At 64.7% G+C, this 21408-nt stretch carries 20 protein-coding genes and 1 tRNA gene; 5 read left to right on the forward strand and 16 right to left on the reverse strand.

Annotated elements, in window-relative coordinates:
* Positions 1-81 precede the first annotated feature (81 nt).
* The gene (locus BVG12_RS08555; protein WP_075792019.1) at positions 82-1698 is read right to left on the reverse strand and encodes an MCP four helix bundle domain-containing protein; all 1617 of its coding nucleotides are present in this window, start codon (positions 1696-1698) and stop codon (positions 82-84) included.
* 158 nt (positions 1699-1856) lie between these two features.
* Here BVG12_RS08555 and BVG12_RS08560 point away from each other — a divergent pair, with 158 nt between their 5' ends.
* Positions 1857-2183: a hypothetical protein gene (locus BVG12_RS08560; protein ID WP_083684787.1), complete on the forward strand. Its 327-nt coding sequence runs from the start codon at positions 1857-1859 to the stop codon at positions 2181-2183.
* Positions 2184-2295: 112 nt separating this feature from the next.
* On the opposite strand, the gene BVG12_RS08565 is transcribed toward BVG12_RS08560, so the two are convergent.
* Positions 2296-3954, reverse strand: a complete 1659-nt coding sequence (locus BVG12_RS08565) for a peptide chain release factor 3 (RefSeq protein ID WP_075792020.1) — start codon at positions 3952-3954, stop codon at positions 2296-2298.
* Positions 3955-4374: 420 nt separating this feature from the next.
* Here BVG12_RS08565 and BVG12_RS08570 point away from each other — a divergent pair, with 420 nt between their 5' ends.
* Positions 4375-5190 carry a Crp/Fnr family transcriptional regulator gene (locus BVG12_RS08570; RefSeq protein ID WP_075792021.1) on the forward strand — a complete coding sequence of 272 codons (816 nt, stop codon included), beginning with the start codon at positions 4375-4377 and terminating at the stop codon, positions 5188-5190.
* Here BVG12_RS08570 and BVG12_RS08575 read toward each other — a convergent pair.
* The 11 genes from BVG12_RS08575 to BVG12_RS08625 form a co-directional block, all read right to left on the reverse strand.
* Positions 5144-6781 (reverse strand): CHASE3 domain-containing protein, encoded by a 1638-nt coding sequence (locus tag BVG12_RS08575; RefSeq protein WP_075792022.1) that lies wholly within the window; start codon positions 6779-6781, stop codon positions 5144-5146. The two genes, BVG12_RS08570 and BVG12_RS08575, sit on opposite strands and share 47 nt — an antisense overlap.
* Positions 6782-6998: 217 nt before the next feature.
* Positions 6999-7631 (reverse strand): response regulator, encoded by a 633-nt coding sequence (locus tag BVG12_RS08580; RefSeq protein ID WP_036228513.1) that lies wholly within the window; start codon positions 7629-7631, stop codon positions 6999-7001.
* A gap of 180 nt (positions 7632-7811) precedes the next feature.
* Complete coding sequence (locus tag BVG12_RS08585) at positions 7812-8216, reverse strand: MerR family transcriptional regulator (RefSeq protein WP_075792023.1); 405 nt, start codon at positions 8214-8216, stop codon at positions 7812-7814.
* A 24-nt stretch (positions 8217-8240) separates the two neighbouring features.
* Positions 8241-8618, reverse strand: coding sequence for an integration host factor subunit alpha (locus BVG12_RS08590; RefSeq protein WP_075792024.1), 378 nt, complete (start codon positions 8616-8618; stop codon positions 8241-8243).
* 153 nt (positions 8619-8771) lie between these two features.
* Positions 8772-11198, reverse strand: a complete 2427-nt coding sequence (gene pheT, locus BVG12_RS08595) for a phenylalanine--tRNA ligase subunit beta (RefSeq protein ID WP_075792025.1) — start codon at positions 11196-11198, stop codon at positions 8772-8774.
* A gap of 153 nt (positions 11199-11351) precedes the next feature.
* Positions 11352-12383 (reverse strand): phenylalanine--tRNA ligase subunit alpha, encoded by a 1032-nt coding sequence (gene pheS, locus BVG12_RS08600; RefSeq protein WP_075792026.1) that lies wholly within the window; start codon positions 12381-12383, stop codon positions 11352-11354.
* A 135-nt stretch (positions 12384-12518) separates the two neighbouring features.
* On the reverse strand, positions 12519-12878 hold the full coding sequence (gene rplT, locus BVG12_RS08605) for a 50S ribosomal protein L20 (protein WP_036228505.1): 360 nt from the start codon (positions 12876-12878) through the stop codon (positions 12519-12521).
* Positions 12879-12898: 20 nt separating this feature from the next.
* Entirely contained in the window at positions 12899-13099 is a 201-nt protein-coding gene (rpmI, locus tag BVG12_RS08610; RefSeq protein ID WP_036228503.1) for a 50S ribosomal protein L35, read from the reverse strand.
* A 414-nt stretch (positions 13100-13513) separates the two neighbouring features.
* Entirely contained in the window at positions 13514-14062 is a 549-nt protein-coding gene (gene infC / locus BVG12_RS08615; protein WP_218921072.1) for a translation initiation factor IF-3, read from the reverse strand.
* Between the two features lie 30 nt (positions 14063-14092).
* Positions 14093-16003, reverse strand: a complete 1911-nt coding sequence (gene thrS, locus BVG12_RS08620; RefSeq protein WP_075792028.1) for a threonine--tRNA ligase — start codon at positions 16001-16003, stop codon at positions 14093-14095.
* Between the two features lie 261 nt (positions 16004-16264).
* Positions 16265-16341, reverse strand: a tRNA-Val gene (locus tag BVG12_RS08625).
* Positions 16342-16426: 85 nt separating this feature from the next.
* Here BVG12_RS08625 and BVG12_RS08630 point away from each other — a divergent pair.
* The 3 genes from BVG12_RS08630 to BVG12_RS08640 all read left to right on the forward strand — a co-directional run bounded on the left by BVG12_RS08630 (position 16427) and on the right by BVG12_RS08640 (position 18864).
* On the forward strand, positions 16427-17338 hold the full coding sequence (locus tag BVG12_RS08630) for a cation diffusion facilitator family transporter (RefSeq protein WP_075792029.1): 912 nt from the start codon (positions 16427-16429) through the stop codon (positions 17336-17338).
* A gap of 85 nt (positions 17339-17423) precedes the next feature.
* The gene (locus BVG12_RS08635; RefSeq protein WP_075792030.1) at positions 17424-18413 is read left to right on the forward strand and encodes an NAD(P)/FAD-dependent oxidoreductase; all 990 of its coding nucleotides are present in this window, start codon (positions 17424-17426) and stop codon (positions 18411-18413) included.
* A gap of 19 nt (positions 18414-18432) precedes the next feature.
* Positions 18433-18864 (forward strand): hypothetical protein, encoded by a 432-nt coding sequence (locus BVG12_RS08640; RefSeq protein ID WP_075796264.1) that lies wholly within the window; start codon positions 18433-18435, stop codon positions 18862-18864.
* A 15-nt stretch (positions 18865-18879) separates the two neighbouring features.
* On the opposite strand, the gene BVG12_RS08645 is transcribed toward BVG12_RS08640, so the two are convergent.
* Genes BVG12_RS08645 through BVG12_RS08655 form a run of 3 tightly spaced genes read right to left on the reverse strand, consistent with a single transcriptional unit; the run spans position 18880 to position 21272 of the window.
* The gene (locus tag BVG12_RS08645; RefSeq protein ID WP_075792031.1) at positions 18880-19530 is read right to left on the reverse strand and encodes a hypothetical protein; all 651 of its coding nucleotides are present in this window, start codon (positions 19528-19530) and stop codon (positions 18880-18882) included.
* Positions 19527-20462 (reverse strand): MlaD family protein, encoded by a 936-nt coding sequence (locus tag BVG12_RS08650; RefSeq protein WP_075792032.1) that lies wholly within the window; start codon positions 20460-20462, stop codon positions 19527-19529. The genes BVG12_RS08645 and BVG12_RS08650 overlap by 4 nt, the downstream gene beginning before the upstream one ends.
* Before the next feature lie 3 nt (positions 20463-20465).
* Entirely contained in the window at positions 20466-21272 is an 807-nt protein-coding gene (locus tag BVG12_RS08655; RefSeq protein ID WP_075792033.1) for an ABC transporter permease, read from the reverse strand.
* Between the last annotated feature and the right edge of the window lie 136 nt (positions 21273-21408).

Here is a 21408-nt window from a genome sequence, read left to right on the forward strand (position 1 = left end):
GGGCGGACAGCTCCGCTGTCCACGCGTCCAGCCAGCGCATGGTGAACGCGTGGACGGCACAGCCGCCCGCCCTGCGAGTCATCAGCGGTTCTTGCCCCGGCTGGACGCCAGCCGGAGGTAAGGCCTCCCGGCCCTGCCCGGACGCAGCGCATGCGTTCCCGGCGGGGCCGCGTCGTTTGTGCGGTGCACCGCTTCGTCGAGACGGAACGCGGCCACCGCGCGCGCGAGGCCAAGGGCTTGCTGCTGCAGCGAGCGCGCGGCCAGCGCCGCCTCTTCCACCATGCGCGAACCCTGCTGCGTGAGCTCGTCCATGCGCACGATCGCCTGCGCGGCGCCGGCCAGGTCGCGCGCCCGTTCGCCGCTTGCGCTGTCGATGCCGTCGACGATGCGCGCCATCTCCTCCACCGCGCCCGCCAAGCCGGCCATCGCGGCGCCCGCGTCGACGACGCAGGCACCGCCGTCGTCGATGGCCGCCACCGTCTCGCGCGCGAGCGTGCGCGCCTCGCGCGCGGCGTGGGAGGCACGCCGTGCGAGCAGGCGCGCGTCCCGCGCACCGCCGTCCGGATCTTGCGCGACGCCGCCGGCGCGCGCCAGCGTGCCCTCGAGCGCGGCACCGATGCGCTCCATGCGCACAGCGGCGCGGCGCACCTGCGCCATCGTCGCCGCGACGCGGTGCACCGTCCCGCTGCCCGCTTCCGCCGCGCTGCCTGCGCGCGCGGCCAGCGCGTCGGCCGCGCGCGCGCCGGCGGCGCCCTCGCCGAGGGTCGCCGCCAGCGCCTGCATCGATGCCGTCGTGCGTTCCAGCGCCTCGCGCACGTGCGTGCGCGGCGGCATGTCGGCGCGGCCCAGCGTGATTTCGCGCGACGCCGCGCCGATCGAGCGGGCCGAGTCCAGCACGTTGCGCAACTGGCCGTTCAAGCCGCGGATGCCGGTGTTGAGCAACCGCGCCGCCTGGGCGATCTCGTCGTCGCCGCCGATCCGCGCCTGGATCGTCAGGTCGCCGCTCGCCAGGCCGCTGGCGGCCGCGCTGATCGCGCCGATGTCGGCCAGCAGCGCGCGCCGCACCGCCATCGTGATCGCCAGCGATGCCGCGATCGAGGACACGATCACCACCGGCATCAGGATCGCGATCAGGTGGACGTCGTCGGCCGCATTCCTCGAGGCCTGCTCGGACAGCGCCTGCTCACGCCGCGCCAGTGCCGTCAGGCGCTGCGCAACGACGGCGAACGCGCGCTCGGCCTTGACCATGGCGTTGGCGCTGATCGACTGGTCGATGCGGGCGATCTCGATCACGTCGCGCACGGCCGGCACGTATTGCGCCCACGCGGCGCGCGCCTGGTCGATGTCGCGCTGCTCGTCGGGACTGTCGGCCGTCTGGCGCGCCAGTTGGGCGAGGCCGCGGTCGACGGCGGCATGCCGGGCGTGCAGGTCGAGCGCGAGCGGGTCGACGCGGACACGGGGAAAGCTGCCGCTGATCCAGGTCAGCACCTGATAGGCCTGGGCGTGCGCGCTGCGGGCCGACGCCGAGAGGTCGGCGGCGGCGCGCATATTCGCCGCGCGGCGCTGGACGATGCTGTCGAGCGAGGCGTTCTGGCGTACCATCGCGTAATAGCTGCCCGCAGACAGGAGCACGAGCAGCACCAGCACGACAGCGGGCGCCAGCAGCAGTTTGGGGCCGATGCGCAGGCGGGCCAGCATGCTAGGACGTGCTCCGGTGAAGCGGATCGAGGGGGAAAGCTGCTGTCATGGTCTCCTCCTGGCTGAGCTATATTTCCGGCGTGCATTAAGTGAATGTACGCCCACCGAGAGGTTGTCCCTTGTGATGGGTCAACCCCGCAACCGTGACAGGAGATTGGATGAGACGTAAGAACGTGGGCGCGTTGCTGTCGGCCCTGGTGTTTCCCGGCGTGGGCCAGTACTACCTGGGACGGCGCAGGCGCGCCCTGCTGTTCCTGGTGCCGGCCGTCGTGGCGGCGATCCTGTATTTCAATTTCGCGCTCGACGAGGCGAATGCCGTGGCGGACCAGCTGTTGAGCGGCAAGATGGCGGCCGATCCGGCGGCGATCGAGGCGCAGCTCGCGGGCGCGCCGACGCCAGTCAGCGTCATGTTGGCCGAAATCGTGTTCGTAGTGTGTTACGTGGGGAGTATCGTCGAAGCGCTGGTCGTCAAGCCGCGGGGGTGAACGGGTGCGTCCGGCAGGCACGTTTCATTGAGCCCCGGGCGCAAATGCCCACCCCACGATTCGATTGACGCCGTAGGGTGGGCTCCCCGAGCCCACCATGCATGCCGATACCTTAATCCAGCTTCGCGGCGTGCTCGCGCGTCGCGTGGAACTGCAGCTTCGGCCAGCGCTCCTGCGTCAGGCGCAGGTTGACGCCCGACGTGGCGAGATAGGCCATATTGCCGGCCGCATCGTAGGCGACGTTGTGCGCCAGCTGCGTCTCGAAGTCGGACAACGCCTTCTTGTCGTCGCTCGACACCCAGCGCGCGCTGCTGATGCTCGCGCCCTCGAACACGGCGTCGACGCCGTATTCGTTGAGCAGGCGGCTCGCCACCACCTCGAACTGCAGCACGCCGACGGCGCCGAGAATCAGGTCGCTGCCCATCACCGGCTTGAACACCTGCACGGCGCCCTCTTCGCCCAGCTGCTGCAAGCCTTTGTGCAGCTGCTTGGTCTTGAGCGGATTGCGGATGCGCACCGTGCGGAACAGTTCCGGCGCGAAGTACGGGATGCCGGTGAACGTCAGCATCTCGCCTTCCGAAAAGCTGTCGCCGATCTGCATGTTGCCGTGGTTCGGCATGCCGATGATGTCGCCCGCGTAGGCCTCTTCCACCTGTTCGCGGCTCGACGCCATGAACGTCACGACGGACGACAGCTTCACTTCGCGGCCCAGGCGCAGGTGCTTGACCTTCATGCCCTTCTCGAAACGTCCCGAGCACACGCGCAGGAACGCGATGCGGTCGCGGTGGGCCGGGTCCATGTTCGCCTGGATCTTGAAGACGAAGCCAGAGAACGGCTGCTCGTCCGGACGCACGGCGCGCACGGTCGCGTCGCGCTCGCGCGGGGCCGGGGCCCAGTCGATCAGCGCCGACAGGATCTCGCGCACGCCGAAGTTGTTGATGGCGGAGCCGAAGAAGACGGGGGTCTGCACGCCCGACAGGAAGCGTTCGAGGTCGAACGGATGCGAGGCGCCGTGCACCAGCTCCACTTCCATCTTGAGCTGTTCCATCTCGAGCGGGAACATCTCCGCGAGGCGCGGATTGTCGATGCCCTTGATGATCTCGTAGGCGCCGTCGGCCTTCTCTTCGCCGGCCTTGAACAGCATGACTTCGTCGTTCAGCAGGTGATACACGCCGCGGAAGTTCTTGCCCATGCCGATCGGCCAGGTCACGGGCGCGCACTCGATCTTCAGCACCGATTCCACCTCGTCGAGCAGCTCGAGCGGGTCGCGGGTTTCGCGGTCGAGCTTATTCATGAAGGTGACGATCGGCGTGTCGCGCATGCGGCAGACGTCGAGCAGCTTGATGGTCTGTTCTTCCACGCCCTTGGCGGCGTCGATCACCATCAGCGCGGAGTCGACGGCCGTCAGCACGCGGTACGTGTCTTCCGAAAAGTCCTGGTGGCCCGGGGTGTCGAGGAGGTTGATGACGTAGTCGCGGAACTCGAACTGCATCACCGACGACGCCACCGAAATGCCGCGCTGCTTCTCGATGTCCATCCAGTCCGACGTCGCATGGCGGCCGCTCTTGCGGCCCTTGACGGTACCGGCCAGCTGGATCGCGCCCGAGAACAGCAACAGCTTCTCGGTCAACGTCGTCTTACCGGCGTCGGGGTGGGAAATGATGCCGAAGGTGCGGCGGCGCGCGACTTCGCGCGCGATCGTGGCGGCCGGCTTGCTCGTGGCGACAGCTGGCTCTTGGTCGGTGGTGATTGCGTCGGTTTCGTTGGACATGGTCTCGCCCTGGGGCGCTTGCAAAACTCTCGATTTTACCGGGTCCAGCGTACCTTGTGTGAACCAATTCCTGTCGCACCGGAGTGCCGCATGTAGGAGCATTCGGGCGCGGAACGTCGGTTACCGGACAGGTGGCGGCCTCATCGGGCGTGTGGATGTGGCCAAATAGGCCGATACGGCTGAGCGTTCAAACGTTTTAGTGCCGTCAAACCATTATCGGAATGATAAAAAATCCGCTCAACCGAAAGTTTCTCTCTAGTAGGACTGGACTGACAAAACATCATGCACGGAGCCTACATGGGGGCGACAGCTAGTCTTATGTTCGGCAAGAGACTATGGCATTAATGTACACACATCGCGATGAGGAAACCCATCCAAGCAATCGCCCCAGTGATGTATGTCAGAGATAACGAGGACAATATGAATAACGCCCAACTCGGTAGCGCCGCCCAGAAAAAAGCGCAATCGGTGAATCAGATCCCCTCGACCAGCGAAGAAATCAAACTGGCCGCCCGACCGGTTGTCAGCTACAGCGGCACCCAACAAAACGAGTTGCTCGCGGCCCTTCCGCGCCAAGACCTGGAAACCCTGTTTGAGCACCTGGAACTGGTTCCTCTGCCCTTCGGCAAGGAGCTGTTCGAATACGGCAGCAAGCTGGAATACGTGTATTTCCCCACCACCGCCATCGTCTCCCTGCTGTACGTGATGGAAGACGGTGCCACGACGGAAATCGCCGTGGTCGGCCATGAAGGCGCCGTCGGCGTGTCGCTGTTCATGGGCGAACGCGCCACCTGCAGCGCCGTCGTCCAGAGCGCCGGCTACGGCTACCGCCTCAAGACGCAATATCTGCGCGACGCCTTCAACAAGGGCGGCGCCCTGCCCCAGCTCTTGATGCGCTACACGAACGCGCTGTTCGCGCAGATGGCCCAGAACGCCGTCGGCGGCCGCCACAGCTCGATCGAACAGAAACTGTGCCGCTGGCTGCTCGACCGCCTGGACCGTTCGCCGAGCAATGAACTGAAAGTCACCCAGGAACTCATCTCCATCATGCTGGGCGTGCGCCGCGAAAGCATCACGGCCGCTGCCGGCAAGCTGCAGGACGAAGGCCTGATCCAGTACCGCCGCGGCAATATCACCGTGCTGAACCGCCAGGGCCTGGAAGACTATGCGGGCGAGTGCTACAAGGTCGCTAAAAGCGAGTATGACCGTCTGCTGTCGGATGTATCGCGCGCATGAGTGTCGCGGCATCCCGGCCCGCGGTCGCCAGTGGCGACTGGGCTTGGGCAGCTCGTAATTGATTCTGTAATTGATGTGCGGCCAATTCGGCCTGCTCCGTCCCTGCATCGCCCGACGGAGCGCCAGCCGCCGGATCGTCCGATGGCGCCACGGCCAGCGCCGAAATATCCAGGGCACCGCCTGACGCGGTCCCGCCGGCATCAAGACCCGGCACCGTCACTGGGACGACGGCGTGGACAGTGGTGCCGATCCCGTTCACGCCGCGATCCACCCGCAACGTTCCTCCCAGCAGCAGCGCGCGTTCGCGCATCCCCAGTAAACCATGCGATTTCGGACGGCGCATCGCGTCCGGCGGGATGCCGACGCCGTCGTCGCTGACTTCCAGCGTGAACGCCTCGCCTTCGCGTGCAAGGTGCACGACGACGTGGCGGGCCTGGGCATATTTGGCGACGTTGTTCAACGATTCCTGCGCGATGCGGAACAGCGCGATCGCCTGCGTCGGGCCGGCGCCGTCGACGTCGCCCTCGATCAGCGCTTCGCAATCGACGCCCGTCGTGCGGCCGAAATCGTCGCAATAGCTTTGCAGCGCGGCGGCCAAGCCAAGGTTGTCGAGCAGGCTGGGACGCAGCCCCTCGACGATGCGGCGCTTCAGCTCCACCGTTTCGATCAGCGTGGCACGGGCGCGGGCCAGCGTCGCCGCCTGCTCGGGATGCGTCGCCTTCAGCTGGTCGCCGACGGTCGCCAGGTGCATGCCGATGGCCGTCAGGTTGGCGCCCATCTCGTCGTGCAATTCGCGCGCCAGTTTCGCCTTTTCTTCTTCCGACACGCGGATCAGGTGACGCGACAGCACGGACAGCTGTTCGGTGCGCTCCGTCACCAGCGATTCCAGGTGGTCGTTGGTCTGCTGCAGGGCACGCTCGGCATTCAGGCGCGCGCGGAAGCCGCGGCGGATCAGGTTATAGAACAGCACGAGCACGACGAGCGCCGCCAGATTGATGCCGAGGCCGCGCAGCGCGGCCAGCCGGTAGCGGTCGTAGAAGACGGCACTGCGGGCCGCCAGCAATTCGTTCTGTTCGCCCGTCATGATCACCACCTGCAGGCGGATCTCGTCCATGTGGGTCTTGTCTTCCTGGCTCTGCGCGATGGCGACGATGTCGTTCAGGCCGCCGTGGCGATACACGTCCAGGCCCTGGTTCATCAGGTTGACGCGGCGGGTGACGAGCGTTTGCAGCTGGGCCAGGTTCTTCAACTGGGAAGGACTGTCGGCCAGCAGCGTCCTGAGGCTGTTGAACTGTCCATCCAGTTCACGCTCGGCCGTGCGCAGCGGGCCGAGATAGGTGTCGGAGCCGGAAAGGAAATAGCCGCGCAGACCGCTCTCCGCATCGGTGACGAGCAGGTTCAGGTATTGCAGTTTCGCCGTCACACGATCGGCCTGCGCTTGGCGCGCGTTGGCAGTCTTCAGCCCGTCCAGGTTGCGGACCAGGCTTACGCCGTTGAGGACCAGGATCAGGACGCACACGACACACAGCAGGGTCTGGTACAACGGAAGGCTGCGAACCGGCCTGAACTTGGGGTCGGTGGTGAAAAACATCCTCTGTCGTTCCTTTCGCGCAGCTTGGCCTGTCCGAGTCATTATAGACTGGGAAAAGTTGCCACGGAGGTCGATTAGGCGCGCGGACGAGGAAATGTGGCGGGATGACGACGTGAAATTAACAATTCTGCATAGCAAATGACATAAATGCTATTACAGTTGCAGGCTCATCAGCCAGCCGCGCGCATGGCGCGACAACCTGGTGAGCCTGCCCTGCTCAGTCGAGCAGGTTGTTTTTCATGGCGTAATACGTCAGGTCGCTGTTCGACTGCAGCCCCATCTTTTCCATGATGCGAGTACGGTAAGTCGAGACCGTCTTGATCGACAGCGACAGCGCATTGCCGATGTCGGACACGGTCGCCCCCTTCGCCAGGCGCAGGAACACCTGGAATTCGCGGTCCGACAATTCCGTGTGCAGCGCGGTGTTCGGATCGCGATCGAAACTCTGGGCCAGCAGTTCACCGACCTGCGAACTCACGTAGCGGCGGCCCTGGTACACGGTACGCACGGCCGTCTTGAGTTCGTCGGCATCGCATTCCTTGTTCAGGTAGCCGTTGGCCCCCATCTTGAACAGGTTCAGCGCATACTGCTGGGCTGGATAGCCGGACAGGATCAGGACCGGCAGGTTCGGCTGGCCCTGGCGAATGGTGCGCAGGATATCGATGCCGCTCTGATCCGGCATGGCGATATCCAGCAGCAGCACGTCGCAGATCTCGCGGCGTGCGATATCGAGGGCTTCGCGTCCAGTCGCGCCTTCGGCAACGACTTCGAACTCGCCCGACGACGAAAAAATCTGTTTGAAACCTGCTCGAACTATCTGGTGATCGTCACAAATGGCAACGCGTATCATTGTCTTCCCTTAAGTTTTCCCGATACAGGAAAGAGCCGAGGCTGGCCCCTCACGCCTCCGGTCAGGTCATGCGTTTGAGTCAGCAAACTGCAAGTGACATTTTAGCACCTCCAGGGTGCAGAACAACAGGAGCGCACGCCTGAGCTGGCTGCGTCGACGGCTACGCGTACGGCGAGCCCGTCAGGCCGCAGGTGAACCGTGCTGGAGCAGGGCAAGGATCGCGTGCAGCTCGGCACGCAATTGCTCCGGCTCGATGGTCGGCACGGCCGGCGGTGGAGGTTCCGGCAATGCGTCAGCGTCGTGCTGGCTCCGCCCGTCCAGGCGATTGCGCGCACCGCTGATGGTGAAGCCCTGCTCATACAGCAGTTCGCGGATACGCCGGATCAGCAGCACCTCGTGGTGCTGGTAATAACGGCGGTTTCCACGACGTTTGACCGGTTTGAGCTGGGTAAATTCCTGCTCCCAGTAGCGGAGCACATGCGGCTTGACCCCGCACAATTCGCTGACTTCGCCAATCGTGAAATAGCGCTTGGCCGGAATCGGCGGCAGCACGGTCGGTTCCATCTTGTTCGGTCGGTCGTTCATCGTTCACAAGCCGTTACGGCTTTATCAGGCTGCCCGCGCCAGGGAAGGTCGACCCGGGCTGCCCGGACTGCCCGGATTCGCCTCTTCGACCATGCCCTTGAGTTTCTGGCTGGCGTGGAACGTCACGACGCGGCGCGCCGTGATGGGGATTTCTTCCCCGGTTTTCGGGTTACGGCCGGGGCGCTGGGGCTTGTCGCGCAACTGGAAGTTGCCGAAGCCGGACAGCTTGACCGCCTCGCCGCGCTCGAGCGCATTGCGGATTTCATCGAAGAACGTCTCGACCATGTCCTTGGCCTCGCGCTTGTTCAGCCCGACCTGCTCGAACAGCAGCTCGGCCAGCTCCGCCTTGGTCAGAGTCGGCAACTCCTTTTCCGCTTCCTTCCGTACCCGGGCCACCTGCATCGCACGATGCAGGTCAGCGGCCAGCGCTTCCTGGAGCACGGCGGAATCAACGTCGTTGTTGTTAATTTAAGCCACCTTCAAGTTCTGGATTTGGTGGGGCTCGATCAACCGAAGCGGTGTCTCGATGCCCCGATAGGCCTCTGGCCTTTTTTATCAACCACGCAGTTTTGCGCCGTGTTTTTGTTGTGCCGCGGATGCGAGCGCGGCCATGATGGCCTCGACCGCATCGTCCTGCAGCGTCGATTGAGTATCTTGCAAGCCAAAGCGGAAAGCAAGACTTTTTTCATCTTGTTCCAAACCCTTGCCGCGGTATTCATCAAATAAAACAACGGCTTGCACGAGTTTGCCCAAGGCGTTCGACGCCAGTTCCGCGTGGAAAGCGTCGAGCAGCGCCTGGGCCGGGACGTCCTGTTTGACGACCAGCGCCAGGTCGCGCGTGGCGCCCGGGAACTTGGAGATTTCCACGTAGCGCGGGACGTCGCGCGCGCGCAGCGCGTCGGCATCCACCTCGAACAGCACGGGGGCCTGCGGCAGGTCGTATTTCTGCAGCCAGCGCGGGTGCAGTTCGCCGATGATGCCCACGACCTTGCCGTCGACCTCGACCGACGCGCAACGGCCCGGGTGCAGAGCCGGATGCTCCGCCCTGCTGAAACGCACGGCGCGCGGCGCGAACAGCGCTTCCAGGTCGGCCTTGACGTCGAAGAAGTCGACGGCGCGGGTCGGCTGCCCCCACTGCTCGTCCGCGGCCGGGCCATAGGCGATGGCGGCGACGCGCTTGGGCTGGTCGAAGCCGGCGACGGCCAGCGGACCGTCCTGGGCTGCCGGGTTGCGCAGGAACACGCCGCCCACTTCGAACACGCGCACGCGGCCCGCCTTGCGGTTCAGGTTGTAGCGCACATTGGCGACGAGGCTGCCGATCAACGTGGAACGCATCACGCTCAGCTGGCTGGCGATCGGGTTCTGCAGGCGGATCGGGTCGGTATTGTTCGCGAAATCGGCTTCCCACTGCTGCTCGACGAAGCTCATGTTCACCACTTCCTGGTAACCCAGGTCGGCCAGCTGGTGGCGGATGGCGAACAGCGAACGGGTGTTTTCCGGTTCGATCAGCATCGCCGACGGCGCGACGGGCGGCAGCGCCGGGATGTTCTCGAAGCCGTACACGCGCGCCACTTCCTCGATCAGGTCTTCCTCGATCTCGATGTCGAAGCGGTACGACGGCGCCGTCACGTGGAACAGGCCCTGCTCCGCTTCGTACGGCAGGTGCAGGCGCGTGAAGATGTCGGCCACCATCTCGTCCGTGACGGGCACGCCGATGACTTTCGCCGCGCGCGCCGTGCGCAGGGTGACCGGCTTGCGCTGCGGCAGGTTCGGGGCCTGGTCGTCGATCGGACCGACTTTCGTGTCGCCCGTGCCGCAGATCTCGACGATCAGCGACGTCAGGCGCTCGATATGCTCTACGGTCGTCGCGTAATCGACGCCGCGCTCGAAGCGGTGCGCAGCATCCGTCGAGAAGTTGTAGCGGCGCGCGCGGCCCTGGATGGCGTTCGGCCACCAGAACGCGGCTTCCAGGTAGATGTTCGTCGTGTCCAGGGTCACGGCGGTGGAATCGCCGCCCATGATGCCGGCCAGAGACTCGATCTCTTTCTCGTCGGAGATGACGCCGACCCACTCGTCGACCTCGACCGTGTTGCCGTTCAACAGTTTCAGCGATTCGCCCTTGCGGCCCCAGCGCACGTCCATGCCACCGTGGATCTTGTCCAGGTCAAACACGTGCGACGGACGGCCGACTTCCAGCATCACGTAGTTCGAGATGTCGACGAGGGCCGACACGGAACGCTGGCCGCTGCGCTCGAGGCGGCGCTTCATCCATTCCGGCGTCGCCGCTTTCGCGTTCAGGCCGCGGATGACGCGACCGGTGAAGCGGCCGCACAGGTCGGTCGCGGAAATTGTTACGGGGAGCACTTCATCCGTGTTCACCGTCACCGGGCGGAACTGCGGCAGCGACATCGGCACGCCGGTCAGCGCGGAGACTTCGCGCGCCACGCCCAGCACGGACAGGCAGTCCGCCTTGTTCGGCGTGAGCTTGATCGTGAATTTCAGGTCGTTCAGGCCGAGGTAGTCGCGGATGTTCTGGCCGATGGGCGCGTCTTCCGGCAGCTCCATCAAACCACTGCTCTCTTCCGAGATTTTCAGTTCTTTCGCCGAGCACATCATGCCCTGCGATTCGACGCCGCGCAGCTTGCCGACCTTGATCTCGAACGGCTTGCCGTCCGGACCCGGCGGCAACACGGCGCCCGCCTTCGCGCAGATCGCCTTCATGCCGGCGCGCACGTTCGGGGCGCCGCAGACGATGTTCAGCAAGGTGCCGGTGCCGACGTCGACCTGGCACACATTCAGGCGGTCCGCGTTCGGGTGCTTGGCCACTTCCTTGACCTCCGCCACGACGACGTTGGAGAACGGCGGCGCGACCGGTTCGACCTCTTCCACTTCCAGGCCGGACATCGTGAGCAGGTGCGCGAGTTCGTCCGAGCTCATCTTCGGATCGACCATGGAACGGAGCCAGTTTTCAGAGAATTGCATATTCTTTGCCCTACTGATTTTGGTAGTTAGCTTTTAAATGGTTTCAGAAACCGTAGCGAGCGGCGGCAGTTTCGGTCGAGAAGCGCAGCTGTACGCGAGTACAGCGCGCATCGCAGACCGACACTGCAACGCGCAGCAGGTTTATGAATCCATTTAATTAAATTGCTTCAGGAAACGCAGATCGCCCTCGTAGAACAGGCGCAGATCGTTGATCCCGTAACGCAGCATGGTCAGGCGCTCCAGGCCCGAACCGAACGCGAAACCGATGAATTTTTCCGGATCCAGTCCGAAATTGCGGACGACCGTCGGGTGCACCTGGCCGGCGCCCGACACTTCCAGCCAGCGGCCCTTCAGCGGACCGGAACCGAACGCGATGTCGATCTCGGCCGACGGTTCGGTGAACGGGAAGTACGACGGACGGAAGCGGACCTGCAGGTCGTCCGTCTCGAAGAAGGCCTTCACGAAGTTCAGGTACACGCCCTTCAGGTCGGCAAAGCTGATGTCTTCGCCGATCCACAGGCCTTCGACCTGGTGGAACATCGGCGAGTGCGTCGCGTCGCTGTCGACGCGGTACGTGCGGCCCGGCGCGATCACCTTGATCGGCGGCGTATGGGTGCGGGCATAACGCACCTGCATCGGGCTCGTGTGGGTGCGCAGCAGCAGCGGCTTGCCGGTACTGTCGTTGCCTTCGATGTAGAACGTGTCCTGCATCGAGCGTGCCGGGTGGTTTTCCGGGCTGTTCAGCGCGGTGAAATTGGTCCAGTCTGTTTCGATTTCGGGGCCGTCGGCCACGTCGAAACCGATCGAGCGGAAGATCTGTTCGACCCGTTCCCAGGTCCGCATGACAGGGTGGATGCCGCCCATCGAGCGGCCGCGGCCCGGCAGCGTGACGTCGATCGCTTCCGCGTTCAAGCGCGCGAGCAATTGCGCGTTGGCGAGATCTTCGCGGCGGGCCGTCAACGCCTGTTCGATTTTTTCTTTGGCGGCGTTGATCAGGGCGCCCTGCGCCTTGCGCTGCTCGGGGTCGAGCTTGCCGAGGCCCTTCATCAGTTCGGTCACCTGGCCGGTCTTGCCGAGGTATTTCGCTTTTGCGTTTTCCAGCGCTGCTACGTCTTGTGCGCCCCCAAAGTCAGACTGGGCCGAAGTAACGAGTTCTTGAAGCGCGAGTTCTTCCAGCGAGTTCATGCTTGTTGTTTTCCTGTTGATGGCGGGGAACGCCAGAAACAAAAACAGGGCATCGGTCCTTCAACCTTTGCCCCGTCCTTTGCGCATCGGCCACCCTGCGGCGGCGCGATGCTGGTCTTGCGGTCGCTGTCCGAATTAAGCAGCCAGCTTTGCCTTGACGGTGTTCACGATAGCGGCAAAAGCCGGCTTGTCGTTGACAGCCATGTCGGCCAGGACTTTACGGTCCAGTTCAATCGCGGCTTTCTTCAGGCCGTTCATGAATGCGCTGTAGGTCATGCCGTGCGAACGCGAAGCCGCGTTGATACGGGTGATCCACAGTGCGCGGAAAACGCGCTTCTTGTTGCGGCGGTCGCGGTATGCGTACTGGCCGGCACGCATGACTGCTTGCTTGGCAATACGGAATACTTTGCTGCGGCGGCCACGATAGCCTTTGGCAAGCTCAAGAACCTTCTTGTGACGGGCACGTGCAGTAACCCCACGTTTTACTCGAGGCATATTCGCTCCTTAGTGTGAGATTAAACAGCAGACGGCATCATGCGGTAGACGCTTTGGACGTCGGACGCATTGATGTTACGGGTGCCACGCAGCTGGCGCTTGTTCTTGGTGGTTTTCTTGGTCAGGATGTGACGCTTGAACGCCATACCCGATTTGACGGTACCACCCGGGCGCACGCGAAAACGCTTTTTCGCGGAGCTTTTGGTTTTCATTTTCGGCATAGTCTTCTGCCCTCTTACAGGCAGCCTCATATGTAACAGGATTGCAGGTGGCAGCAACGCTGCTCTTGGATGCCTGCTTTCACTTGTCTCTGCAGCGGAAGCGGGCCCACTACAGTCTTGCATTCCCGTTCTTGCGAACATGGGAACCGCAGATTCTAGCACATGTTTTGCGCGCAGGGTGGGTGGCTTGTCATTGAGCCCTGGACACAATGACTCCACGCGTTCAAACAACGCATGCGGACCGATCACAAGCTGGTTGAACGGCAGGCACGGCGTCCCCGCCCCACCCGTGATGCGGCGGTCGACACATAAATGGAATAGGCCAGGCCCGGGCAGCGGGCGAACCCGGGGCCCGGGCCTGGCCCGGCTTTGACGGTCACTGCGAGATCGAACCCGCGTGCAGCAGACGAAGAATTATTTCTTCTTCTTGGGCGCAACCACCATGATCATCTGGCGGCCTTCCAGCTTTGGGAACTGCTCGACCTGGCCATACGGCTCGAGGTCGCCGCGCAGACGCTCCAGCATGCGCGCGCCGATGTCCTGGTGGGCCATCTCGCGGCCGCGGAAGCGCAGCGTGATCTTGGTCTTGTCGCCCTCTTCCAGGAACTTGATCAGGTTACGCAGCTTGATGCTGTAGTCACCCTCGTCCGTACCCGGACGGAATTTGATTTCCTTGACCTGGATGATCTTCTGCTTCAGCTTGGCTTCGTGCGCCTTCTTCTGCTCCGAATACTTGAACTTGCCATAGTCCATCAGGCGGCAGACAGGGGGAACCGCGTTCGGCGCGATTTCCACCAGATCCACGTTCGCTTCTTCGGCCAGACGAAACGCCTCGGCCAGGCTCACAATGCCCAGCGGCTCGTTGTCCACCCCGTTCAGACGCATTTCGGGATAGTTGATTTCGCCATTGATGCGATGTGACGACTTGTCAGTAGCTATGTTGTTTCCTTTGAAAGTAAGAATGGATAGTGCCGTCTCAAGGCGCTTGCTTGATTACTTCGCCTTGGATGCTACCTCGCCTTGGAGGCGTTCCAGCAGCGCATCGACCGACATGACGCCGAGATCGACATTGCCGCGGGCGCGAACGGCCACAGTGTTGGCATCCCGCTCTTTATCGCCGACAACTAGGATGTACGGCAGTTTTTGGACGGAATGCTCCCGAATTTTATAGGTAATCTTCTCGTTCCGCAAATCAGCGTGAACACGCAAACCGGCCGCCTTCAGCTTTGCTTCGACTTGCTTGACGTAATCGGCCTGCGCATCCGAGATGTTCAAGATCGCGACCTGGACCGGCGCCAGCCACAGCGGCAGCGCACCCGCATAGTTCTCGATCAGGATGCCGATGAAGCGTTCCATCGAGCCGACGATCGCGCGGTGCAGCATCACGGGCACCTTGCGGCTGTTGTCTTCCGCGACATATTCGGCGCCCAGGCGGCCCGGCATCGAGAAGTCGACCTGCATCGTGCCGACCTGCCACGGACGGCCGAGGCTGTCCTTCAGGTGATATTCGATCTTGGGACCGTAGAACGCGCCCTCGCCCGGCAGCTCGGTCCAGGTCACGCCGCAGCCGCGCAGCGCGGAACGCAGCGCTTCTTCGGCCTGGTCCCACACCTCGTCGGAACCGATGCGATTTTCCGGACGCAGCGCGATCTTGACGTCGATGTTCTCGAAACCGAAGTCCTCGTACACCTTCATCGCCTGGGCGTGGAAGGCCACCACTTCCGGCGCGATCTGCTCTTCGGTGCAGAACACGTGGCCGTCGTCCTGGGTGAAACCGCGCACGCGCATCAGGCCGTGCAGCGCGCCCGACGATTCGTTGCGGTGGCACTGGCCGAACTCGCCGTAGCGCAGCGGCAGGTCGCGGTACGAACGCAGACCGGCGTTGTAGATCTGCACGTGGCCCGGGCAGTTCATCGGCTTCAGCGCATAGGTGCGGTTTTCCGACTCGGTCGTGAACATGTTTTCACGATAATTGTCCCAGTGACCGGTCTTCTGCCACAGGCTGACGTCGATGATCTGCGGCGCCTTGACCTCGTTGTAGCCGGTGACCTGGTAGGTCTTGCGCATGTATTGCTCGATCTGCTGCCAGATGGTCCAGCCTTTCGGGTGCCAGAAGATCAGGCCCGGCGCCTCGTCCTGGAAGTGGAAGAAGTCCAGCTGCTTGCCCAGCTTGCGGTGGTCGCGCTTCTCGGCCTCTTCCAGCATGTGCAAATATTGCTCCTGGTCTTCCTTCTTCGCCCAGGCGGTGCCGTAGACACGCTGCAGCATCTCGTTCTTCGAATCGCCGCGCCAGTACGCGCCGGCCAGCTTCATCAGCTTGAAGACTTTCAGCTTGCCGGTCGACGGCACGTGCGGACCGCGGCACAGGTCGGTGAACTTGCCTTCGGTGTACAGCGACACGTCCTCGTTCGCCGGGATCGACGCGATGATCTCGGCCTTGTAGTCTTCGCCGATCGATTTGAAGTACGCGACCGCTTCGTCGCGCGGCAACACCTTGCGGGTGACCGGCTCATCCTTCTTGGCGAGCTCGGCCATCTTCTTCTCGATGGCTTGCAGATCGTCCGGCGTGAACGGGCGCTTGTAGGAAAAGTCGTAGTAGAAACCGTTGTCGATCACGGGGCCGATCGTCACTTGCGCTTCCGGGAACAATTCCTTGACGGCATAGGCCAGCAGGTGGGCGGTCGAGTGACGGATGACGTCCAGGCCTTCCGGGTCCTTGTCCGTGACGATGGCCAGGTCGGCATCGCTCTCGATCAGGAACGAGGTGTCGACGACCTTGCCGTTGACCTTGCCGGCCAGCGCGGCCTTGGCCAGGCTCGGGGCGATGCTGGACGCCACCTGGGCGACCGTCACCGGACCTTCGAATTGACGGCTCGAGCCGTCCGGGAGGCGAACATTCAACATTGTGAGCTCCATCGGCGCCATGCGCCCGTTGCGATTGATGAGTCTGAAAATGAATTCTTTGGACGAAAAAAAACGCGCACCAGGCGCGTTTTTTTCAGTGTCGTCGAGCTATTGCGAAAGACAAAAGCACACCGTACCGCGTCTAGCGATTCCCCCACAACCAGGTTGTAGTTCGCGGTGTCATAACCGATTATGCCTTTCTCGCTCTTACTGACGACAAGAGCGGAAAACCGAAGTTCCCCGCGCTTGTCTTTGGTGTTCTGGTGGGCGGTGCAGAATTCGAATCTGCGACCCCTTGGATGTCGACCAAGTATTCTAACCAGCTGAACTAACCGCCCGTATGCCGCCATTATAAGGCGATCGGACACAAATCCGCAAGGACGCCCGGTATACTGCCGCCTGTTTCCTCATTCCCTATCTTTCATGTCCGACCAAGCCGACTCTTCCGCCCACCTCCACGCCCACCTCGACGGCGATGCCCGCCACGCCCACACGATCGAAGGCCGCAGCCAGAAGGCGATGGCCATCGCGCTCGGGCTGACCCTCCTGTATGCGCTCGTCGAGGTCATCAGCGGCTTCCTGTCGAATTCGCTCGCGCTGATCTCGGACGCCGGTCACATGGTCACCGATGCCGCCGCCCTCGGCCTCGCTTTGCTGGCCCAGCTGATCGCGCGCCGACCGCCGTCCGCGCGCCATTCGTTCGGCTTCGTGCGCGCGGAGGCGCTGGCCGCGTTCGTCAACAGCCTCGCCATGCTGCTGCTCGTGGGCTGGATCATGTTCGAGGCCGCCCAGCGCCTCCTGCACCCCGAGTACGTGGCCGGCGGCACGGTCTTCATCGTCGCCGGCATCGGCGCGTGCATCAATATTACCGTCGCCTGGGTGCTGTCGCGCGACGAGCAGAGCATCAACACCCGTGCCGCGCTCGTCAACGTGCTGGGCGATCTGCTCGGCTCGATCGCCGCCATCGCGGCCGGCGCCGTCATCCACTTCACGGGCTGGGTGCGCATCGACCCGATCCTGTCGATCTTCGTGTCGCTGCTGATCCTCAAGTCGACGGTGGGCATCCTGCGCGAGTCCTATCACTTCCTGATGGAAGGCGTGCCGCGCCACATCGATTACCTGCAGATCGGCGCCGACCTCGCGGCCATCGCGGGCGTACGCTCCGTGCACGACCTGCACGTGTGGGACATGTCGCCGGGCGAGCCCGCGCTGATCGGCCACCTCGAGATCGACGACCTGACCGCCTGGCCCGACGTGCTGCGCACCGTGAAGGAGATGCTGCTCGACAAGCACGGCATCGACCACGTCACGCTCCAGCCCGAAACCGTGCACTGATCTGACGCCGTGTAAGCCGGCTCCGACCCGGCCTCGGGGCACACGCCGATAGCCCAGCCGGGGCTACCCTGCGGATAATCGGCGCATGCCTACCCCATCCGACCTTGCCACGGCCCACGTTTACGACACCCTGATCGTCGGCGGCGGCCCGGGCGGTCTCACCGCCGCCATCTACCTGCGCCGGTTCACGCGCAACGTCGCCCTCGTCGACAAGGGCAACAGCCGCCTGCGCCTGATCCCCGTCTCGCACAACTACCCCGGGTTTCCGGAAGGCGTCCCGGGCCACATCCTGCTGGGCAACCTCGCAACGCAGCTGCAGCGCTACGGCGGCTGCGTGATGCCGGGCGAAGTCAACGACCTGCGCATCGAGGACGGCCTGTTCGTCGCGGATTACGTGCCCGAGGGCGAAGACGGCATCGTCACCATCCGCGCCCACACGGTGGTGCTGGCGACGGGCGTCGCCGACGCCGGCCTGCCCATCGAGAACTGGCGCGAAGCCGTGGCCTTCGGGTCCGTGCGCCTGTGCCCCGTGTGCGACGGCTTCGACGTGATCGACAAGCGCATCGCCGTCGCCACCGCCGACGTGAATCCCGTCGGCCACGCGCTGTTCATGCGCACGTTCAGCGCGGACGTGACCCTGTTCGAACGGGGCTCGCCGTCGATGCTGAGCATCGAGGACCGCCGCCGGCTGATTGCGGCCGGCGTGCGCATCGTCGATTCGCCGCTGGTGTCCGTCACGCTCGACGCGTCGATGAAGCCCGTGCTGCACACCGAGGATGGCCAGGAGCATGACGCCGATGTGTTCTATCCGATGCTGGGCGAGAATGCTCGATCGGGACTCGCCGCGAAGCTGGGCGCGCGCACGGCGCAGTGCGACGAGATCGTCGTGGACGACCACCAGCAGACGACGGTGCCGGGCCTCTATGCGATCGGCGACGTGGTCGTGGGCCTGAACCAGATCGCCGTGGCGACGGGCCAGGCCGCGCGCGCGGCCGTGCGCATCCACAACCAGCTGCCGCCCGCGCTGCGTCCCGCGCGGCAGCATCTGGAAGCGGCGCCGGGCACCGGCGCGTAGGCCCGATATAATGGGGCGCATGAAAACGCTCCCGCTCCTCCTGCTGTTCGCCGCCGGCGCCGCCTGCGCCGTCGACGACGCCATCGTGCTGCGCTGCCGCGCCCTCTCCGACCCGGCCGCCCGCCTTGCCTGCTACGAGGCGATGCCGGTGGCGCATGCCGCCCCGGCGCAATCGGCCGAGCAGCGCTTCGGCATCCAGCGGCTCGAAAAGAAGGTCGACGACGAACCGCAGGCGATCCGCGGCACCGTGCGCGGCCACCTGGACGGCTGGCGCTACGGCACGCAGATCCTGCTCGCCAACGGCCAGGTCTGGCGCGTCGTGGACGACGTCGAGGCCGTGCTGCCGGACCTGGCCGATCCGCCCGTGCGCATCGAACGCGGGGCGCTCGGCGCCTATTTCCTTCAGCTGGAAGCCAACAACAGCGCCGCGCGTGTAGTCCGCGTCAAATAAGTTCGCGTCAAATAATCAGCCTTGCGAGGCCAGTTCGATGCGGCGGCGGATGCGTTCCACGGCCGCCGCATCGCCGGCCGCGCGGGCACGCTGTTCCTGCACACCCAGCCACGCCAGCAGTGGACGGCGCCAGCCCTGGCTGGACGCCGTGTCGACGGCCGCCCCGATGTCGGGCGGCGTGATGCGGCCCGCCTTCAGCAGCGCCCCGGCCGCGACGAGGCGCGCCAGCGGATCGGCGACGCCGGCCAGCGAGCCGCTCGTGACGACGGCGCGGTGCTGCTCCGGCAGCAGCGCGGCGTCGAGCCCCTGCCAGCGGCCGTCCAGGTAGGCGGCGTACGCGCGCTGGGCCGCCGTGGCATCGCTGGCGAGCGCCGCGAAGCCTGGACAATCGTAGTCGAGCGCCGCGGCCTTCACGCCGCAGCGTACCAGCTCGGCCTGGGCGACGACGTCGAACCGTCCCGTGCTGGCGCTCGCCCGGCGGGCACGCGCGAACTCGGCGTCGGCGGCCGCCGAATCGCCGCGCAGGAAATCGATCATGAAGCCGTCGAGCGAACTGCGCGCGTCGCCTTCCCACGCCGGCGGCTGCGGCTTGCTGGCGCAGCCGGGCAATACGACGAGCGCGGCGACGGCAACGGCGGCGGCGGCGAGATATGGCTTGGTCATCATGGCAGCTTGATCTCCGTATCGTGCTTGAACGGCCATTTGCGGTTGATCTCGTCGACGAGGCGGTTCACCTTGCGCAGGCTCGCATCGACCTCGCCGCGCAGGTGGCCCAGGTCGTCGGTGGCGGCGTGCGCGTTCTTGGCGACGGCCTGCGCCTCCGCCAGCACGGCATCGGCCTTCTGCAGGGTGCCGCGCGCGTCGGCCAGCAGGCCGTTCAATTCGCGGATCGCGCCCTGCGCGTCGTCCATCACGCCGTTCTTGCCGAACACGCGCCGGTCCGTCTTGGCCAGCAGGGTGTCCACGCGGTGCAGCGTCTGCAGCAGCTTTTCCGCCTCGGCGTCGCCGCCCAGCGCCGTGCCCAGCAGGCCATAGCGGCCGGACAGGCGGCCCGACAGCGCCTCGACGTTGGCCAGCGTGTTGCCGATGTGGGAATCGGCGCGGGTCATGGTCTCCAGGTTTTCCAGCAGCGTGCGCGCCGTCGCGAGCAGGCGCGGGATCTCGGCCGCCGCGTCGCCGCGCAGGACCGGACGCTGGGCGTGGTCGGGCAGCGGCGGATCCGTCAGCACGCCGCTGTACGCGCGCAGCCGGGTCTCGCCGACGACGCTGCGCTCGAGCGTGAACACGCTGGTCGTGCGCAGCCATTTCGCATCGTTTTTCGCGATGTCGACGATGACGTTCACCTTGCCGTCGCGGCCCAGCTCCACCTGGCGCACGCGCCCGATGGGGAAGCCGGCGAAACTCATGTCCATGCCCGGGATCACGCCCTCGGAATCGTCGGCCACCAGCACCAGCTGCTGCGTCTTCTCGAACACGCCGCGCGCGTACATCACGTACAGGAAGAAGGCGACGATCAGCGCGCCGATCAGGACGAGCAGGAACAGCGCCTTCGCTTCCACGTGTTTCGGCTCGTCCGGGGAAATGTCTTTGTCGTTCATCGTTTAAATGTATTTGACGGCCAGCGAACTGGCCTCGATCAGCAGCAGCACGAACAGCAGCCGCAGCGCGCCCGGCTGCACGTTCGTGCGCAGGCGGCGCGGGCGGCGCAGCAGTTCCAGGATGGCGGCGCTCGGGATCACGGCCACCGCGAGCCCGAACAGCACCGTCTTGAACACGAAGCCGAGCGTCACCGTCGGGTCGAACACGCGGCCCACCGTGCGCGTGTAGTCCGGCAGGCCCCACGGCGACAGGCCGTACACGTTCAGGTAGGCCAGCACGAGCACGATGGTGCTGGAGACCATCGCGAGGCTCAGCACGGAAAACGCGTTGGCGATCACCTGCGGCACGAGGTCACGGCGCAGGCGGCGCAAGGTCTCGGCCGTCGCCTCACCGGCCGGCACGCCGCTGCGCGCGAGCCCCATGGCGCTGGCGTCGAACGCCATGCCGGCCCGCAGCGCGGCGAACATCGCGGCCGACAGCGGCAGCAGTTCGAGCACGAGCACCCGCACGACCATCTCCAGCGCATAGCGCGACAGGCCGTAGCTCTGGGCGGTGACGAGCACGATGCGGATGATGACGAGGCTGACGAGCGCCGTCAGCACCGTGAACCACGGCAGCACCTGCCACGTGCTCGCATAGATGTAGCGCGACGTGGCGAGGCGGTTGGCGCGGTGATAGGTGGACGGCGACAGCGCCATCACGAGGGCGACGGCGCCCAGGTGCAGCATGGCCCACCAGCTGGCGGCGTAACGCGCGGCCATGACGCCCCACAGGCGCGGTTTGACGTACAGGAGGGAGGTGATTGGCATATTGACATGATACCGTGTTTGCGACTTGCGGACGCACCACCCACCGCCAACCTGGTGCGGATGTCGCGCGTGGGCGGCGCACACGATGCGGTCGATCTGGCCGCGACGGTGCAGCCGTCCACCCTACGCGCAAGCC

This window comes from Massilia putida, assembly GCF_001941825.1.
GTDB lineage: Bacteria > Pseudomonadota > Gammaproteobacteria > Burkholderiales > Burkholderiaceae_D > Telluria > Telluria putida.